This window comes from Actinomadura rubrobrunea NBRC 15275 (genome assembly GCF_001552235.1).
GTDB classification, from domain to species: Bacteria; Actinomycetota; Actinomycetes; order Streptosporangiales; family Streptosporangiaceae; genus Spirillospora; species Spirillospora viridilutea.
The window spans coordinates 18,260-33,174 of record NZ_BCQU01000049.1; the positions used below are offsets into that span (position 1 = coordinate 18,260).

Here is a 14,915-nt window from a genome sequence, read left to right on the forward strand (position 1 = left end):
CCCCGGCTCACTTCCCCCGGTTCATCTCCCCCGATGCGGACGGGCCTCCTGCAGCTTGGCGCGGACCCCCTCGTTGACGATGCCCCAGGCGTCCTTGTCGCCCTTCAGCAGCGCCTCCAGCGTGTTCTTCATCTGGTCGAACTCGGCGTGCGGCGGGATGGGCGGCATGTCGGGGCTGCACCGCACGTCCAGCACCACCGGCCGGTCGGCGCCCAGCGCCTGGTCCCACGCCGAGCCGAGCAGCTCGGGCTTGTCGACGTCGATCCCCTCCAGGTCCAGCGAGCGCGCGAACGCCGCGTACGACACGTCCGGCAGATCCTGGGTCGCCGGGACCCGCGGCGACCCGCCCAGCGCGCGCAGCTCCCAGGTGACCTGGTTGAGGTCGTTGTTGTGCAGCACCGCCACGATCAGCCGCGGGTCCGTCCAGCGCCGCCAGTACCGCCGCACGGTGATCAGCTCGGCCAGCCCGTTCATCTGCATCGCCCCGTCGCCGGTCAGCGCGAACGCGGGCCGTCCGGGACGGGCGAACTTGGCGCCGATCGCGTACGGCACGGCCGCGCCCATGGTCGCCAGGGTGCCCGACAGGGACCCGCGCACCCGCCCGCGGAACCGCAGCAGCCGCGCGTACCAGTCGGCCGCCGTCCCCGAGTCGCAGGCGACGACGGCGTCGTCGGGCAGCCGCGACGACAGCTCGTGGAACACCAGCATCGGGTTGACCGGGTCGGCGGGCACCCGCGCCTGCATCTCCATCGTCTGCCACCAGCGCTCCACGTTCCGCTCGATCGTGCGGCGCCAGTCGCCGTGCTCCTTGCGGCGCAGCCGGGGCAGCAGCGCCCGCAACGTGGCCCGCGCGTCCCCGACCAGGTTCACCTCGGTCGGGTAGCGCATCCCGATCATGTGCGCGTCGACGTCGATCTGCACCGCGCGGGCCCTGCCGAACTCGGGCAGGTACTGGGCGTACGGGAAGCTGGACCCGATGATCACCAGGGTGTCGCAGTCGCGCATCATCTCGTAGCTGGGCCGGGTGCCCAGCAGCCCGATCGCGCCGGTGACGAAGGGCGGCTCGTCGGAGATCACGTCCTTGCCGAGCAGCGCCTTGGCGATGCCGCCGCCGGTGAGCTCGGCCAGCTCCCTCACCTCGGCGGCGGCCCCGCGGGCGCCCTGCCCGACGAGGATCGCCACCTTCCGGCCCGCGTTGATCACCTCGGCGGCGCGGGCGATCTCGGTCTCCGGCGCCCGCGTCTCGGGCGCGGCGTAGCCCGGCGCGCCGGACGGCACGTGCCGGAAGGCGTGCGCCGGCGGCTCGTACGGTTCGTCCTGCAGGTCGGCCGGAATGATCACGCAGGTGGGCGCGCGCCGGTCCAGGGCGGTGCGCAGGGCCCGGTCCAGCACGTTCGGCAGCTGCTGGGGGACGGTGACCGTCTGCACGTAGTCGGACGCCACGTCCTTGAACAGCGTCTGCAGGTCGACCTCCTGCATGTAGCTGCCGCCGATGGCGGTGCGCGCGACCTGCCCGACGATCGCCACCACCGGCACGTGGTCGAGCTTGGCGTCGTACAGCCCGTTCAGCAGATGGATCGCGCCCGGACCGCTGGTGGCCATGCAGACGCCCACCCCGCCGCCGAACTTGGCGTAGCCGACCGCCTCCAACGCGCCCGTCTCCTCGTGCCGCGGCTGCACCACGCTCGGCGAGCCCACCCGGCCGAGCGCCGCGACCAACCCGTTGATGCCGTCGCCCGGGTAGCAGAAGACGTGTTCGACGTCCCAATCGCGCAGCCTCTTCAGCACGAAGTCGGCCACCGTCTCGGCCATGGCCTTCCCCCCGTCATCACGTCACTTCGGTCATGGGGGGAGTTTCCGTTTCGCAAGGTCATATGGGCGATACACCAGACGTTGGCGGTATCCGAACCCGGTCATGAACGTCGGCGGCGGACGGGGGCGGCGCGGCGACAGGCAAGGCGGACCCGTTCGGTACTGCGGCGCGAACGCCGCTTCGGCTACCGTTGAGGCACCTGATCATGACAAGGGTGCCGCCATGAACATGCAGGACATGATGGTCTTCCACGAGGCCGGGTCGAAGACCGTCGGCCGGTACCTCATGTCGCACGAGCAACGGGTGATCGCGGTTCGGGGGCACCCGGCCGTGCTGCTGCCGGCCCTGCTCCTGGTGGTGGGCGGCCTGATCGGGTGCGGCCTCGTCTCCGCCCTGTTCGGCGTCGCGTGGATCTGGCTGCTGTGGCCGGCCACGCTCGGCTACCTGGGCTGGAAGGTCCTGGCGTGGTCGCTCAGGTACTTCCTGGTGACCGAGCACCGGGTCATGGTCATCAGCGGGGTGCTCAACCGCAAGGTGGCGATGATGCCCCTGGCCGCGGTCGAGGACATCGCGCTGGAGCGGTCGATGCTCGGCCGCCTGCTGGGGTACGGCGAGTTCGTCATCGAGTCGGCCGGGCAGAAGCAGGCGCTGCGCAACGTCCGCTTCATCCCCTACCCCGAGCAGCTCTACCTGGAGGTCTCCACGGAGGTGTTCGGCGCCTCCGGGGACTGACCGGCGCCCCGGCGGTCAGTCCCCTCGCGCGTCCCGGTCCGCCTGAAGGCGGCGGACGTTGCGGCGGGCGGAGACCAGCGCGACCACCACGCCGACCGCGCAGATCAGCGTGCCCATCACGTTCACCTGCGGCGGGGTGCCGGTACGGGTCGAGCCGTAGATCCACAGCGGGAAGGTGACCGTGGCGCCGCTGGTGAAGCTGGTGATGACGAAGTCGTCGATGGACAGCACGAACGCCAGCAGCGCCCCCGACACCACCCCCGGCATGATCATCGGCAGGGTGACCAGCCGGAACCTCGTCCACGGCCCCGCCCCGAGGTCCTGCGCGGCCTCCTCGACGGACGGGTCGAGGCCCACCACCCGGGCGCGCACCGTCACCGCCACGAACGCGATCGAGAACATCACGTGGGCGGCCAGGATCGTGGGGTAGCCGCGCGGCAGGTTGAAGGTGACGAACATGGACAGCAGCGAGGCGCCCATCACGATCTCCGGGCAGGAGATCGCCATGAACAGCACCAGGTTCGCCGCGCCCCGGCCGCGGAACCGGTGGCGGCCGAGCGCCAGCCCCGCCGCCGTCCCGATCACCGTGCTGATCGCCGTGCTGAGCAGCGCGATCGTCAGCGAGTTGACGAGCGCGGCGGTCAGGTCCCGCTTGTCGAACAGGTGCCGGTACCAGCGGAGGGTGAAGCCCTCCCAGCGGTAGTTCTGCTTGCTGTGGGTGTCGTTGAACCCGAACAGGATCATCACCGCGATCGGCAGCAGCAGCCACGCGATCAGCAGGACGGTGTAGAGGTGCAGCACGCGTCCGGACCGGACGGCGCGGCGCCGGACGCGGCGCCGCGGGGCGCGCGGACTCGAGGTCGCCGGGGCGGTCATCGGCGGGCCGCCTCCAACACGTCCCGGGTGCCCAGGGCGCGGGCGTAGATGAAGATCCCGACCAGCAGGATCGCCATCAGCGTGAACGACAGCGCCGAGGCCAGCGGATAGGCGCTGTTGGCGAAGTACTCCGACTGGATCACGTTGCCGATCATCGTGTTGCGCGGCCCGCCCAGCACCTCGGCGTTGACGTAGTCGGCGCTCATCGGCACGAACGTCATGATCACCCCGGCGAACACGCCGGGCAGCGACAGCGGCAGGATCACGTGGCGGAACGCCTGGAACCGGGAGGCGTACAGGTCGTAGGCGGCCTCCACCACCCGGGGGTCGATCCGCTCCAGCGCCACGTAGACGGGCAGCACCATGAACGGCAGGAAGTTGTAGGCCAGCCCGGACACCACCGCGAACCCGGTGTCCAGCACGTGCAGGTCGGCGGGCAGCAGGCCGTGGTCGCGCAGCGGCCCGAGGACCGGCCCGTGGTCGGTCAGCACCAGCTTCCACGAGACGATCCGCAGGACGAACGGCACGAAGTACGGCAGCAGCACGAGGAACAGGTACGTCGACTTGTGCCGCCCGCCGTGCATCGCGATCCAGTACGCCGCCGGGTACGCCAGGACCGCGCACGCCAGCGTGGCGAGCAGCGCGTACCAGAGCGACCGCGCGAACTTGTCGCCGTAGATCGACAGGCCGTCGGTGTAGTTCTGCCAGTGGAACGTCTGCCGGAACCCGTCGACGAGGTTCCCGGTCTGCAGCGACAGCGACACCATCAGCGCGAGCGGGAGGAGGAAGAACGCCAGCATCCACAGCGCGCCCGGGAGGATCATCAGGTACGGCGCCAGTCTGCGCCGTGCCGGACCGGCCATCACGAGCCCTTGGGGATCGGCTCGAAGATCCGCTGGTACCGCGCCTCCTCGTCCCTGTCGAGCCGGCGGTACCGACGCAGCCGGGCCATGTCGGCGTCGGAGGGGAACACCAGGGGGCTGCGGCTGAGCCGCTCCAGGTCCTTCTTCTCCTCGCCCGTGGCGTTGCGGGCGTGCTCGACGATCAGGTCCCGGGTGGCGGGGACGGGCGTGATGTAGTTGATGAACTCGGTCAGCGGCGCGTTGTGCTCCGGCTCGTACAGCCAGTCCATCATCGTGATGGCGTCGACCGGGTGGACGGCGGTCTTGGGGATGCACAGGTTGTCCGTCCAGATGGTGCCGCCCTCCTTCGGCACCACGAACCGGACGTTCGGCCCGGCCAGGCTGTAGACGTCGCCCGACCACGCCATGGTCAGCCACACGTCGCCCTTGCTGACCGCGTCGATGTAGTCCTGCTCGTAGTACTTGCGGACGATGCCGTCGTCGCGCTGCCGCCGCAGCCGCGCCGCCGCCTTCTCCCAGTCGGCGGGGGTCGACTTCTCCGGGTCGACGCCGAGGAGGAACAGGCCGAAGTTCCCGAGCTCCTGGGAGTCCGCCATCATCCCGACCCGCCCCTTGTACTTGGGGTCGAACAGCTGGGCGATGCTCGTGATCTCCTCGTCGACGTACTTGGTGTTGTAGGCGATGCCGGTGATCCCCGAGAAGTACGGGATGGTGAAGGCGTTGCCGGGGTCGTACGACGGGTTCTTGAAGCCGGGCCCGGCGTTGGCCGCGAACGTCTTCAGGCGGGAGTGGTCGAGCGGGGCCAGGTAGCCGAGCTGCAGGCACCGGTCCAGCTGGATGCCGTTGGTGATGACCATCAGGTCGAACCCGATCGACTGCCCGGCCGCCAGCGGCGCCTGGATCCGGCCGAACCAGGACGCGGTCTCCTGGATGACCTCCCGGTAGTCGACCTTGATCCCGGTGTCCTTCTCGAACGCCTTGAGCGTGGCCCGGTCGTCCTCCATGTAGCCCGGCCAGCTCGCCCAGGAGAGCCGACCGGCCTTCGACTTGCCGGACCAGTACTTCTCCACGTCCGACCGGGTGACGTTCTGCTTGCCGCCCTGCCCCTGCACGCCGCAGGCCGACAGCGCGGCCCCGGCCCCGGCGGCGCCCAGCAGCCGCAGGACGTCCCTGCGGCGGGGCCGGGTCAGCCCGCGCAGCAGCGACGGGTCGAGGCGGCCGCCGGCGTCGCGCCCGGCGGCCGGCCGGTTCAGGCTGGTCATTGCGCTGCTCCCATGGCGTACGAGTGTCGCGGCTCCCACGACAGCCAGACGGTGTCCCCCCGCGCCGCGACATGGTCGGCCGAGGTGGCGTTCTGGGTGAACACGACCACGTCCGCGCCGGTCGCGGTGCTGACGTTGTAGTTGGTGGAGGTGCCGAGGTAGACGACCTCGGTGACGGTACCGCGGACCGCGCACAGCGCGCCGCCCGGCCGTTCCGTCCCGATGGTGATCTTCTCCGGACGCACGGTCAACTCCAGCCGCCGGCCGGGCGCCGCCGGCAGCGCCGGCCGCAGCGGCACCTCGATCCGCCCGTCCGGACCGTAGGAGATCACCGCGCGGCCGTCGCCGATGCGCTCCACCTCGCCCGCCAGCAGGTTGGACGTGCCGATGAACCCGGCCACGAACCGGGTGGCGGGACGCTCGTAGATCTCCCGCGGGGTGCCGAGCTGCTCCACCCGGCCGTCGTTCATCACCGCGATCCGGTCGGACATCGTCAGCGCCTCGCCCTGGTCGTGCGTGACGTACACGAACGTGATGCCGACCTCGCGCTGGATGCGTTTCAGCTCGACCTGCATGGCCTGCCGCAGCTTCTGGTCCAGCGCGCCGAGCGGCTCGTCCAGCAGCAGCGCGCGCGGACGGTTGACCAGCGCCCGCGCCAGGGCGACCCGCTGCTGCTGCCCGCCCGACAGCTCGGCGGGGCGCCGCTTCTCGCGCCCGGTCAGGTCGACGGTCTCCAGCATCTCGCCGACCCGCGCCCTGATCTCCTCCTTGGGGACGCGGCGGCGGCGCAGCCCGAACGCCACGTTGTCCCAGACGCTCATGTGCGGGAACAGCGCGTACGACTGGAACACCATGTTGACGTCGCGCTTGTTGGCCGGGACGCCGGTGACGTCGGCGCCGTGCAGGTACACCCTGCCGGCGGTGGGCTCCTCGAACCCGGCGATGATCCGCAGGGTGGTCGTCTTGCCGCAGCCCGACGGGCCGAGCAGGGAGAAGAACTCCCCTTGCGCGATCTCCAGGTCCAGCCCGCGCACCGCGGCCACCGTCTCGCCGTGCGCGCGGTACTCCTTGGCCACGCCGGCGAGCTCGATCGCGGGGAGCGCGGCGCCCACGTCGGGGGGCGCCGCGGCGTGCTTGGTCTCGGTCATCGGGGGTCCTTCACGGTCTCGGGGGCGTCAGGCGACGATGTCGTGCACGACGTGCTCGACGCGCGCGTGGTCCTCGACGCCGTACTCGACAGGTCAGTGCGGTGCCGGAGTGCTCAAAGCCGCCGTGCGGCCGTTCCGGCACCGGCGGTACGTGGGGGTCGACTCACACCGCGTCTAAGTGCAGCGCCCTGGTCATCCTCATGGCCCGGCCATGGCCGCGGGGCCGCGTGCTCGCGCCCCCGCGCCCGGGCCGCGGCACGGCGACGACCGGGCCGACGATCTCGTCCTCGATCATCTCGTCGTCCTGCCGCGGACCGCCGACGGCCGCCGGTCGGCGCCTCGGCGTGCTCGGGCGCCCGCTCCGGCCGGACCCGCGCGGGTTCGTCGGCGCCGTCGCCCGGACTGCGGGACGCCTCCGCGCCGCGCGGCGCGGGGGCGCCCGGCCGCGGCGATCCCCGTGGCGGCGGACTCGGCGTCGTCGAACACCACCGCCGGTGTCGTGCCGCCCGGCTCCGGGCGGACCCGCCTGAGTTCCTCGGCCGCCGCGGCGACCGCCGCCATGTCGGCGTGCGCGCTCTCGGTGTTCGACACCGCCTGCGGAATCGGGTGGTCGGCCATCGCCCGTCCAGTATCGCGGTCACCGCGCACCACGGTGAACACGCCCGCCGACAGGAACTCGGCGGCGGACCGCGAAGGCCGGAGCGTCACGGCGCCGCCCGCCGTCGGCACCGTCGTCATCGGAGGGATCCACGGCGTGGCCTGCGTGCACCCCCCGGCCGGCTCCCACCGGACCGACGAGGTGCGGTGCTCCGTGCGGTCGCCGGCGGCCCCGGCGGACAAGCGCAGGTCGTCGACCATCGGCGGCACCTCCTCGTCCAGCGTCATCCGGACGGGCCTGCCGGCGGCGCGGCACTGGACGCCCGCCGGCGTGTGCCCCTCGACCGCGTCAAGGACGCGCAGCGGGACCGGCGCGGACGCCTCGGCCCCCGGCTCAGAAGCCTCCGCACGCTCCGAGCCGGCGCCCGGGTCGACCACCTCGACGGGGCGACCGTCAGCGGCGTCCGCCTCCCGACCGCCGATGACGTCGCGCAGCCCGCTCCCGCCGTCGATGGTCACGATCGACCCTTTCACCGGTGTGTCCGCTCCGCCCCGACCTCCACAGAGGATCTCCGGGAATACAAGTGATTCCGTTGTTAGGCTCCAGGACTACAACGAAAACACTTGAAATGTCTTCTTCGCAACCACGATACCGCAGCGAGGAGAGAGCATGACCGAGCGTTCCCCGGCGCAGCGGCCCGCCCCGCGCCGCCCGACGCCGCCGGGTGTCCAGCTCGACGAGACGGCCAGGCAGATCATCGAGCAGCTCCAGCAGGACGGGCGCCGCTCCTATGCGGCGATCGGCAAGGCCGTCGGCCTGTCGGAGGCCGCCGTCCGCCAACGGGTGCAAAAACTCCTGGACGCCGGGGTGGTGCAGATCGTCGGCATCGCCGACCCCCGCATGCTCGGCTTCAAACGACGCCTCATGATCGGTGTCAAGTGCGAGGGCGACCTGGAACGCATCGCCGACGACCTCGCCGCCATCGAGGAGACAGATCACGTGGTCATCACCGCCGGCTCGTTCGACATCCTCCTCGAAGCGGTCTGCGAGGACGACGCCCGACTCCTCGAACTCCTCGGCCGGATCCGCGCCATCGACGGCGTCGTGTCCACGGAAAGCTTCGTCTATCTGAAGCTCTGCAAGCAGACCTACTCTTGGGGCGCCCGCTGAGCCACCCCCGCCCCGTCATCCCGCGCGACTGCACTCCCCCGCCCGAGAGCGTCGCGGAGGCGGGCTGCGTAGGCGGCGGCCTCCTCATCCGAGGCGTACTTGTGGCGCGGCCAGAAGAACCCGCGCAGCCCGTCCTTGCGGTTCCGCGGTACCACGTGGACGTGCAGGTGGGGGACGCTCTGGCTCACCTTGTTGTTCATCGCCACGAACGAGCCCGCGGCGCCCAGCGCCGTCTCCATGGCCATCGCAAGCCGCCTGGCATGCGCGAAGAACGGGCCGAGCATGTGCTCCGGCAAGTCCGGCAGCGTCTCGATGTGCTCACGCGGCACCAGCAGCGTGTGCCCCTTGAACAACGGCCGGGCGTCCAGGAACGCCACCGCGTCCGCGGTCTCCAGCACCAGGTGGGCTGGACGCTCACCCTTGACGATCTCGCAGAACAGGCAGGGCTTGCCGGACACGTGGTTCTCCCATGCGGACGCGGGTTCGGGCGGCACGGAAAGCAGGTGCCGGACGGCTAACGCCGCCCTTACACCGCCGACTTTATTCTCTGGCGTCCATGCGCATGGACGACGTCGCCTTCCGCTACACCAGGAAGGGGCCCTGGATACTGCGGGACGTCTCGCTGTCGCTTCCGCCCGGTCGCATCACCGAGGTGACCGGGCACAACGGTGTCGGGAAGTCCACCCTGCTGCGCCTCGTCGCCGGTCTGCGCTCGCCCCGGCGCGGCAGGATCATCGGACGCCCGCGGCACGTCGGCTATGCGCCCGAACGCTTCCCCGTCGGGCAGCCGTTCACGGCGCGCTCCTACCTGTCGCACATGGCCGCTGTGCGGCGCGTGTCCGTGTCGGCCATCGACGACTTGGCCGACCGGCTGCGGTTCGCGCATGTGCTCGACGTCCGGCTGTCGGAAATGTCCAAGGGCAGCGCCCACAAGATCGGCTTGGCGCAGGCGTTCCTCGCCGGGCCCGGCTTGCTGGTGCTGGACGAACCGTTCGCCGGTCTGGACGCCGAAACCCGCGGGGCGCTCCCGGACCTGCTCGCCGAGCTGGCGGCCGAAGGCGCCACCGTCGTCCTCAGCGACCATCAGCGCTGCCTGGACGGCCGCCCGGACGTCCACCGCGTCCGCGTCGCGGACGGCACCGTCCATCCCGTCACCGGCGCCGAGGAATCCACGCCGGTCTTTCCACCGTCCGGTCAAGGGGTACGGCCGGCAGCGCCGGAATCAGCGTCGCTGCCACCTGTGCCGGACGGTCAGGCACCGGCCTCGCCGTCCGGTCAAGGAGTACGGCCGGCAGCGCCGGAATCAGCGTCGCTGCAACCTGTGCCGGACGGTCAGGCACCGGCCTCGCCGTCCGAGCCGAGGACTTCAGCGGCAGTGCCGGACATCTCCGGTCCACCAGAGCCCGACGGAACGCCGAACGACGCTGCCCGCGACAGGGCGGGATCACTCGGCCGTGTCATACGGCGCACGGCACGGCGTACTTCAGGGGCACGCACGAGCGATCCTTCCGCCCCGACCAGTAAAAGTCCGGCGCCAGCAGCCCCCGCGGCGCGCATGGGCGAGCCCTCCGCCCCGGCCAACGACGCAGCACCTGATGCCTACAGAACACACATAAGCGACCCTCCCTCCCCAGTCAGCGACATCCCGGCCTCTGATGCCTCGCAGGCGCGGGTGGGCGGGCCTTGCGGGGAGGCGGGAGGCGACGGTGCGCCAGGCCTGGGCGCGGCAGAGGAGGGTTGGGCCGTGTTGGAGGTCGTGGTGCGGGTGGACGAGGCGGACGACGTCGAGGCCAAGCTCCGCGCGGACGGGTACCGGGTGCGGAGGAGCGACCGGTGATCGCCCTCGTTCGCTTCCATGTGGCCGGATACGTCCGGTCCCTTCGGGTGCTGCCCCCTGTGATCGCCGTGCTTCTGTTCTCGGCGGTGGTGCTGCAGGGGGTCGGCGGTGACGACGCGCGCAGGCTGGCCACGGGGACGTTCGGGGACGTGGCGGCGTTCGCATTCCCCGTGTGGGCGTGGACGGCTCGGTTGCTGCTGGACACCCAGCCTGACGAGCAGCGCGCTCTGTCGGAGACCGCCGCGCCGTCTCGGCTGGCGCACGTGCTCGCCGGGCCGGTCGCCGCGTACGCGGTGAACCTGTGCCTCACCGGCCTGCTGCTCGCCGTGCCGACGGCCCAGGCGCTGTCGGCCGGCGTCGGCGGCGCCGTGCTGGCGGGCGCGGCGCTGAACGCGCTCGTGGCGGCCTGCGCGACGGTGCTGGGCGCGTGCGCCAGCCGGGCCGTCGTGCCGCATCCGGGCCTCTCGCTGCTCACGCTGCTCGGCGGCGTGACCGCCGCTCTGCTGCTCAGCATGAGCCCGCTGTCGTGGGCGGCCGTGCCGATGGTGGAGTGGCTGCGCGCGGCGCACGACGGCCCCGACGGGCTCGTCACGGCCTTCCCCGGACTCGCCGTCCACCTGGCGCTGTGGTCCGCGGCGGTGGCCCTCGTCTACATCGCGGCCCGCCGCAACCGTCCGTGACCGAGGAGCGTGCGGACGCGACGCTGGAGGTCCGGTTCACGGTCAGGTGGCTTGGAGGGTGAGCCACGCGTCGTGGAGGGGCTGGTCCCGGCAGATGCTGACGTAGACGCGACCGGGATCGCCCCAATGCCAGTCGAGGCCGGGATCCGAGTCGAGCTGCAGGAGGAGGTCCCAATCCTCGGCGGCGGCGCCCTCGTCGTCACCGGACGACGACGAGGTGCCGGGGGCGCGTTCTTCCGACGTGCGGCGGCTTCCGGGGTCGAGGGGGCCTTGGACGAGCGCCGGCCATCCGCCGATCTGGTGCGCGGGGGTGTCGTCCGGCCATGTGTGCTGCAGCCAGGCGGCGTGCAACTGCTCGTACACCTGGAGGGTCCCGCTGTAGGTGTTCTCCAGTTGCCGCAGGACGGGCTCCTGGGGTGCGGGGAGGGAGAGGAGCGGCGCCGCCCGCAGGGTTCGGGACGGGTACGACACCGTGCCTTCGGGCGGCTCGGCCTCCACGAGGTCACCGGTGAGGAGCCGCCAGCCGTCGCGCTGGCCGGGCTCGTCCCCCCAGGGGCGGGGGATGGCGCTGGCGTAGTAGAGGGCGGCCTGCCCTTCGGTGGGCAGGCCGGGGACTTTCAGAACCGCGGCCAGCTCACCGAAGTCGACCGCGCAGAGGAAGTCGAGCGGGCGGCCGTTCCAGGTCGGCCACGGCGCGCCGGCGGGCAGCAGCGGCGTGCCGCCGAACCGCACCGCCGCCGCGCCGTCCGGGCCGAGGCGCAGCGCGGGCCGGACGAGCGCCAGGATCGCCTCGATGACTTCGGGGCCGAAGAAGACGCCGAACATGGAGCGCAGCCGCTGACGTTGAACGGTGAAGTGGTCCATGTCACGTAGCGTCGCGCGTGCCGCGGGGTGTTGACCAGGGCCCGCGGAGATTGTGGATAACCGCGTCAGCGGGCTTCGAGCGCGCCCGCGAGCTGGACCAGGAACTCGTCGACCTCGCGTTCGTCGTAGCCCGGCCCCAGGCGGACCGTGCGAAAGACGCTTTCGCGGACATCCCGGGCGGTCACCGGCGGCGCCACGCCGCGCAGCCCGTCGATGACGCGGTCGAGGAACGCGTCCACGTCCCGCACGTCGTATCCCGCGCGCACGCCCGAGCCGGAGAACCGAGCGTTCTGGATCCACGTGATGAGCCACCCGGTGTGCACCCGGGGCCGCCGCGGGCGCCGCCCGATCGGCGCCGCGGCCTGCAGTTCCAGGACGCATTCGCGCAGCAGCTCGTCCACCGCGCGCGTCTCGTAGCCGCGCAGGACGATGTCGAAACGGGTCCGGCGCACCTCGTCCGCGGTCACGACCGTGCGGCCCTGCAGGGCGTCGCCGATCCTGCGCAGCAGTCCGTCCACCTGGGCGCGGTCGTACCCGCGCAACGCCACCGGCAGGCGCATCCCCGTCTTCACGGCACCGGACTCCTCAGCGTGCGTCCGAGCGGCGCCGTCCGGGGCCGCCTCGCCCGGAGACGGCGCGGCGTCCCTTCGGGCCCGCTACTTCCCGGTGGTCGCGGCCAGCTGGCCGCAGGCCCCGTCGATCTCTCTCCCTCGGGTGTCGCGAACCGTGACCGGCACCCCGTGCGCCTCCAGCCGGCGGACGAACTCGCGCTCGTCCCGGGGCCGGGAGGCGGTCCACTTGGATCCCGGCGTGGGGTTCAACGGGATCAGATTGACGTGGACGAGGTGCCCGCGCAAGAGCCTTCCGAGAAGATCCGCCCGCCACGCCTGGTCGTTGACGTCCTTGATCAGGGCGTACTCGATGGAGACGCGGCGGCCGGTGCGGTCGGCGTAGGCCCAGGCCGCGTCCAGCACCTCGCGCACCTTCCACCGGTTGTTGACCGGCACGAGCTCGTCGCGCAGCTCGTCGTCGGGGGCGTGCAGGGACACCGCGAGCCGCACGGACAGTCCCTCGGCGGCCAGCTTCTCCATGGCGGGGACGAGCCCCACCGTGGAGACGGTGACGGCGCGCTGGGAGATGCCGAGCCCGCGCGGGCTGGGGTCGGTGATGCGCCGGATGGCCCCCAGGACGGCCTTGTAGTTGGCCAGAGGCTCCCCCATGCCCATGAAGACGATGTTGGAGACGCGTCCCGGCCCGCCCGGGATGCGGCCGGCGGCCATGGCGCGCGCCCCCGCCGTGACCTGCTCGACGATCTCGGCGGTGGACAGGTTGCGGGTGAGCCCCGCCTGGCCGGTGGCGCAGAACGGGCAGTTCATGCCGCAGCCCGCCTGAGACGACACGCACATGGTGGCGCGATCGGGGTAGCGCATCAGCACGGATTCGAACAGCACGCCGTCGAAGGCCTTCCAGACCGTCTTCAACGTCGTGCCCCCGTCGCACGACAGCTCCCGCACGGGGGTGAGCAGGGTAGGCAGCAGCTCCGCCGTCAGCCGCTCCCGTGTGGCGGCGGGCAGGTCGGTCATCTGCGCCGGGTCGTCGACCAGACGGGCGAAGTAGTGGCGGGACAGCTGGTCGGCCCGGAACGGCTTCTCGCCGAGCGCGGCGACGGCCTCCCGGCGTTCGGCGGGGGTGAGGTCCGCCAGGTGGCGCGGCGGCTTGGCCCTGCGGGGCGCCGCGAAGACGAGCTTCGCGGGCGTCCTCGTCCCGGCGGTCTCGGCGGCGGCAGGTTCGGCGGTGGCAGACATGGTGGTTCCAGTGTCGCAAACATCGCCCGGTGCCCCGGCCGCCCGCGCCTCTCGGGCCGCGCACTGGTGCCCGTGGTCTCGACATGCCTGCGCACGGCCCTGGGGGCGGCTAAGGTCTCGATCATGTCGGTATTGCGCAGGGGGTCCGCTACAGCCGCCACGACTGTTCTGTCCGAGGTCAGCCCCTACGGGAGCCGCCGTCTCGTCATCGAATCCGACGGGGTGGTCACCGCGGCCTACCTCAAGGACGTCCGCGGCAACGTGGTCGGGGCCGCGTGGCTCGCCAACCACCAGAAGGCCCCCGCCGAACTGGACCGTTCACGGGTCGAGGCGGGGCTGGCGCCGCTCATGCCCGCTTCGCACGTGCGTCACCCCGAAGGACGCGAACCGGTGCCTGCCGGGTCCCTGGACGTGGTGTGGTTCGAGGAGGGCGACGGCGTCGCCGTCATGGAGGCGGGCGAGCTGCTGTGCGTCATCCCGGGCTGGTCCGACATGAGCCGCGGCATCCCCGGTTACAGCCGTGACGTCAAGCGGAAGAGCCCGTACGCCTTCCCGCTCGACGACGAGATCGACGAGTTCACCCCTCGCATCAAGCGCGCGCGGGAGCACTGGGAGATCTGCGCCAAGGAGGGCTCCTGGGCCGACTTCCAGCAGTCGGTGCTCGGGCACCTCCTGCAGCGTCTCGGCCCGGGCGGCCACTACTGGCATGACGTCGGCCGCCAGCATCCCGGAGGGAAGAGCGGCGTGGCGCCCACCGTCGGCGTCTCCGAACGTCCCGTCCAGGACGGCCGGGACTACACGGTGCTCAGCACTGTCGGCATGAGCCGCCAGCGGATGCCCACGATCGAGCTGTACGAGGACGACGTCTCCCCCCACAGCAGGATCGAGCTGGCCGTGGCCACGACCCTGCCCAGTCAGCGCGCGGGCAGCATCTTCCCGTGGCTGTCGCAGTATCCGTGGCGTTCGGTGACCTGGTTCGCCCCCGGCGACGTGGTCAAGTGGTACCACCAGGCGCACACGTTCCCCCTCAACAGCGAGAAGTCCCAATGGGAGGGCGTGCTGCTCCTGGAAGACCCGAGCCGCCTCTCGGGGCCGGTGCCCCCGGGGCTGGCGGGGCTGTCCATCGGCGGGGATCCGGTGCGGTGGCTGTGGCTGGTGCCCATCACCGCCGAGGAGTACCGGTACGCCAAGAACGAGGGCAGCGACGCGCTGGTGCGCCGCCTGGCCAAGCAGGGTCGTTCCTGGGTCGTCTCCTGAGCATCCGCCC

The 14,915-nt window shown here is 71.7% G+C and carries 15 protein-coding genes; 5 read left to right on the forward strand and 10 right to left on the reverse strand.

Going from position 1 to position 14,915, the window contains the following annotated elements:
* Nucleotides 1-21 precede the first annotated feature (21 nt).
* Nucleotides 22-1,812: a thiamine pyrophosphate-requiring protein gene (locus AR3_RS16595; protein WP_067915119.1), complete on the reverse strand. Its 1,791-nt coding sequence runs from the start codon at nt 1,810-1,812 to the stop codon at nt 22-24.
* Nucleotides 1,813-2,035: 223 nt separating this feature from the next.
* Here AR3_RS16595 and AR3_RS16600 point away from each other — a divergent pair, with 223 nt between their 5' ends.
* Nucleotides 2,036-2,545 carry a PH domain-containing protein gene (locus AR3_RS16600; protein WP_067915120.1) on the forward strand — a complete coding sequence of 170 codons (510 nt, stop codon included), beginning with the start codon at nt 2,036-2,038 and terminating at the stop codon, nt 2,543-2,545.
* Between the two features lie 15 nt (nt 2,546-2,560).
* On the opposite strand, the gene AR3_RS16605 is transcribed toward AR3_RS16600, so the two are convergent.
* The 5 genes from AR3_RS16605 to AR3_RS16625 all read right to left on the reverse strand — a co-directional run bounded on the left by AR3_RS16605 (nt 2,561) and on the right by AR3_RS16625 (nt 7,810).
* A complete protein-coding gene (locus AR3_RS16605) occupies nt 2,561-3,421 on the reverse strand; it encodes an ABC transporter permease (protein WP_067915121.1) in 861 nt (286 codons plus the stop codon).
* Nucleotides 3,418-4,284, reverse strand: coding sequence for an ABC transporter permease (locus AR3_RS16610; RefSeq protein ID WP_067915122.1), 867 nt, complete (start codon nt 4,282-4,284; stop codon nt 3,418-3,420). The genes AR3_RS16605 and AR3_RS16610 overlap by 4 nt, the downstream gene beginning before the upstream one ends.
* Nucleotides 4,284-5,546: a polyamine ABC transporter substrate-binding protein gene (locus AR3_RS16615; protein ID WP_067915123.1), complete on the reverse strand. Its 1,263-nt coding sequence runs from the start codon at nt 5,544-5,546 to the stop codon at nt 4,284-4,286. The genes AR3_RS16610 and AR3_RS16615 overlap by 1 nt, the downstream gene beginning before the upstream one ends.
* A complete protein-coding gene (locus AR3_RS16620) occupies nt 5,543-6,694 on the reverse strand; it encodes an ABC transporter ATP-binding protein (RefSeq protein ID WP_067915124.1) in 1,152 nt (383 codons plus the stop codon). Before AR3_RS16620 ends, AR3_RS16615 begins: the two co-directional genes overlap by 4 nt.
* Before the next feature lie 291 nt (nt 6,695-6,985).
* Entirely contained in the window at nt 6,986-7,810 is an 825-nt protein-coding gene (locus AR3_RS16625; RefSeq protein ID WP_146150258.1) for an aldehyde dehydrogenase family protein, read from the reverse strand.
* Nucleotides 7,811-7,961: 151 nt separating this feature from the next.
* On the opposite strand from AR3_RS16625, the gene AR3_RS16630 reads away from it, so the two are divergent.
* Nucleotides 7,962-8,462, forward strand: a complete 501-nt coding sequence (locus tag AR3_RS16630) for an Lrp/AsnC family transcriptional regulator (RefSeq protein WP_067915126.1) — start codon at nt 7,962-7,964, stop codon at nt 8,460-8,462.
* Here AR3_RS16630 and AR3_RS16635 read toward each other — a convergent pair.
* Nucleotides 8,441-8,920, reverse strand: a complete 480-nt coding sequence (locus AR3_RS16635; protein WP_106258645.1) for an HIT family protein — start codon at nt 8,918-8,920, stop codon at nt 8,441-8,443. The two genes, AR3_RS16630 and AR3_RS16635, sit on opposite strands and share 22 nt — an antisense overlap.
* Nucleotides 8,921-9,018: 98 nt before the next feature.
* Between AR3_RS16635 and AR3_RS32240 the strand changes: the two genes are divergently transcribed.
* Nucleotides 9,019-10,299 carry an ATP-binding cassette domain-containing protein gene (locus tag AR3_RS32240; protein WP_227023141.1) on the forward strand — a complete coding sequence of 427 codons (1,281 nt, stop codon included), beginning with the start codon at nt 9,019-9,021 and terminating at the stop codon, nt 10,297-10,299.
* Nucleotides 10,296-10,979: a hypothetical protein gene (locus AR3_RS16645; RefSeq protein WP_157406691.1), complete on the forward strand. Its 684-nt coding sequence runs from the start codon at nt 10,296-10,298 to the stop codon at nt 10,977-10,979. Before AR3_RS32240 ends, AR3_RS16645 begins: the two co-directional genes overlap by 4 nt.
* 42 nt (nt 10,980-11,021) lie before the next feature.
* On the opposite strand, the gene AR3_RS16650 is transcribed toward AR3_RS16645, so the two are convergent.
* The 3 genes from AR3_RS16650 to rlmN all read right to left on the reverse strand — a co-directional run bounded on the left by AR3_RS16650 (nt 11,022) and on the right by rlmN (nt 13,648).
* Nucleotides 11,022-11,843 (reverse strand): DUF1963 domain-containing protein, encoded by an 822-nt coding sequence (locus AR3_RS16650; protein WP_067915129.1) that lies wholly within the window; start codon nt 11,841-11,843, stop codon nt 11,022-11,024.
* Between the two features lie 65 nt (nt 11,844-11,908).
* Complete coding sequence (locus tag AR3_RS16655; RefSeq protein WP_106258643.1) at nt 11,909-12,415, reverse strand: DivIVA domain-containing protein; 507 nt, start codon at nt 12,413-12,415, stop codon at nt 11,909-11,911.
* An 84-nt stretch (nt 12,416-12,499) separates the two neighbouring features.
* The gene (rlmN, locus tag AR3_RS16660; RefSeq protein ID WP_067915131.1) at nt 12,500-13,648 is read right to left on the reverse strand and encodes a dual-specificity RNA methyltransferase RlmN; all 1,149 of its coding nucleotides are present in this window, start codon (nt 13,646-13,648) and stop codon (nt 12,500-12,502) included.
* A 123-nt stretch (nt 13,649-13,771) separates the two neighbouring features.
* Here rlmN and AR3_RS16665 point away from each other — a divergent pair, with 123 nt between their 5' ends.
* Nucleotides 13,772-14,905 carry a suppressor of fused domain protein gene (locus AR3_RS16665; protein ID WP_067915132.1) on the forward strand — a complete coding sequence of 378 codons (1,134 nt, stop codon included), beginning with the start codon at nt 13,772-13,774 and terminating at the stop codon, nt 14,903-14,905.
* Nucleotides 14,906-14,915: the final 10 nt, after the last annotated feature.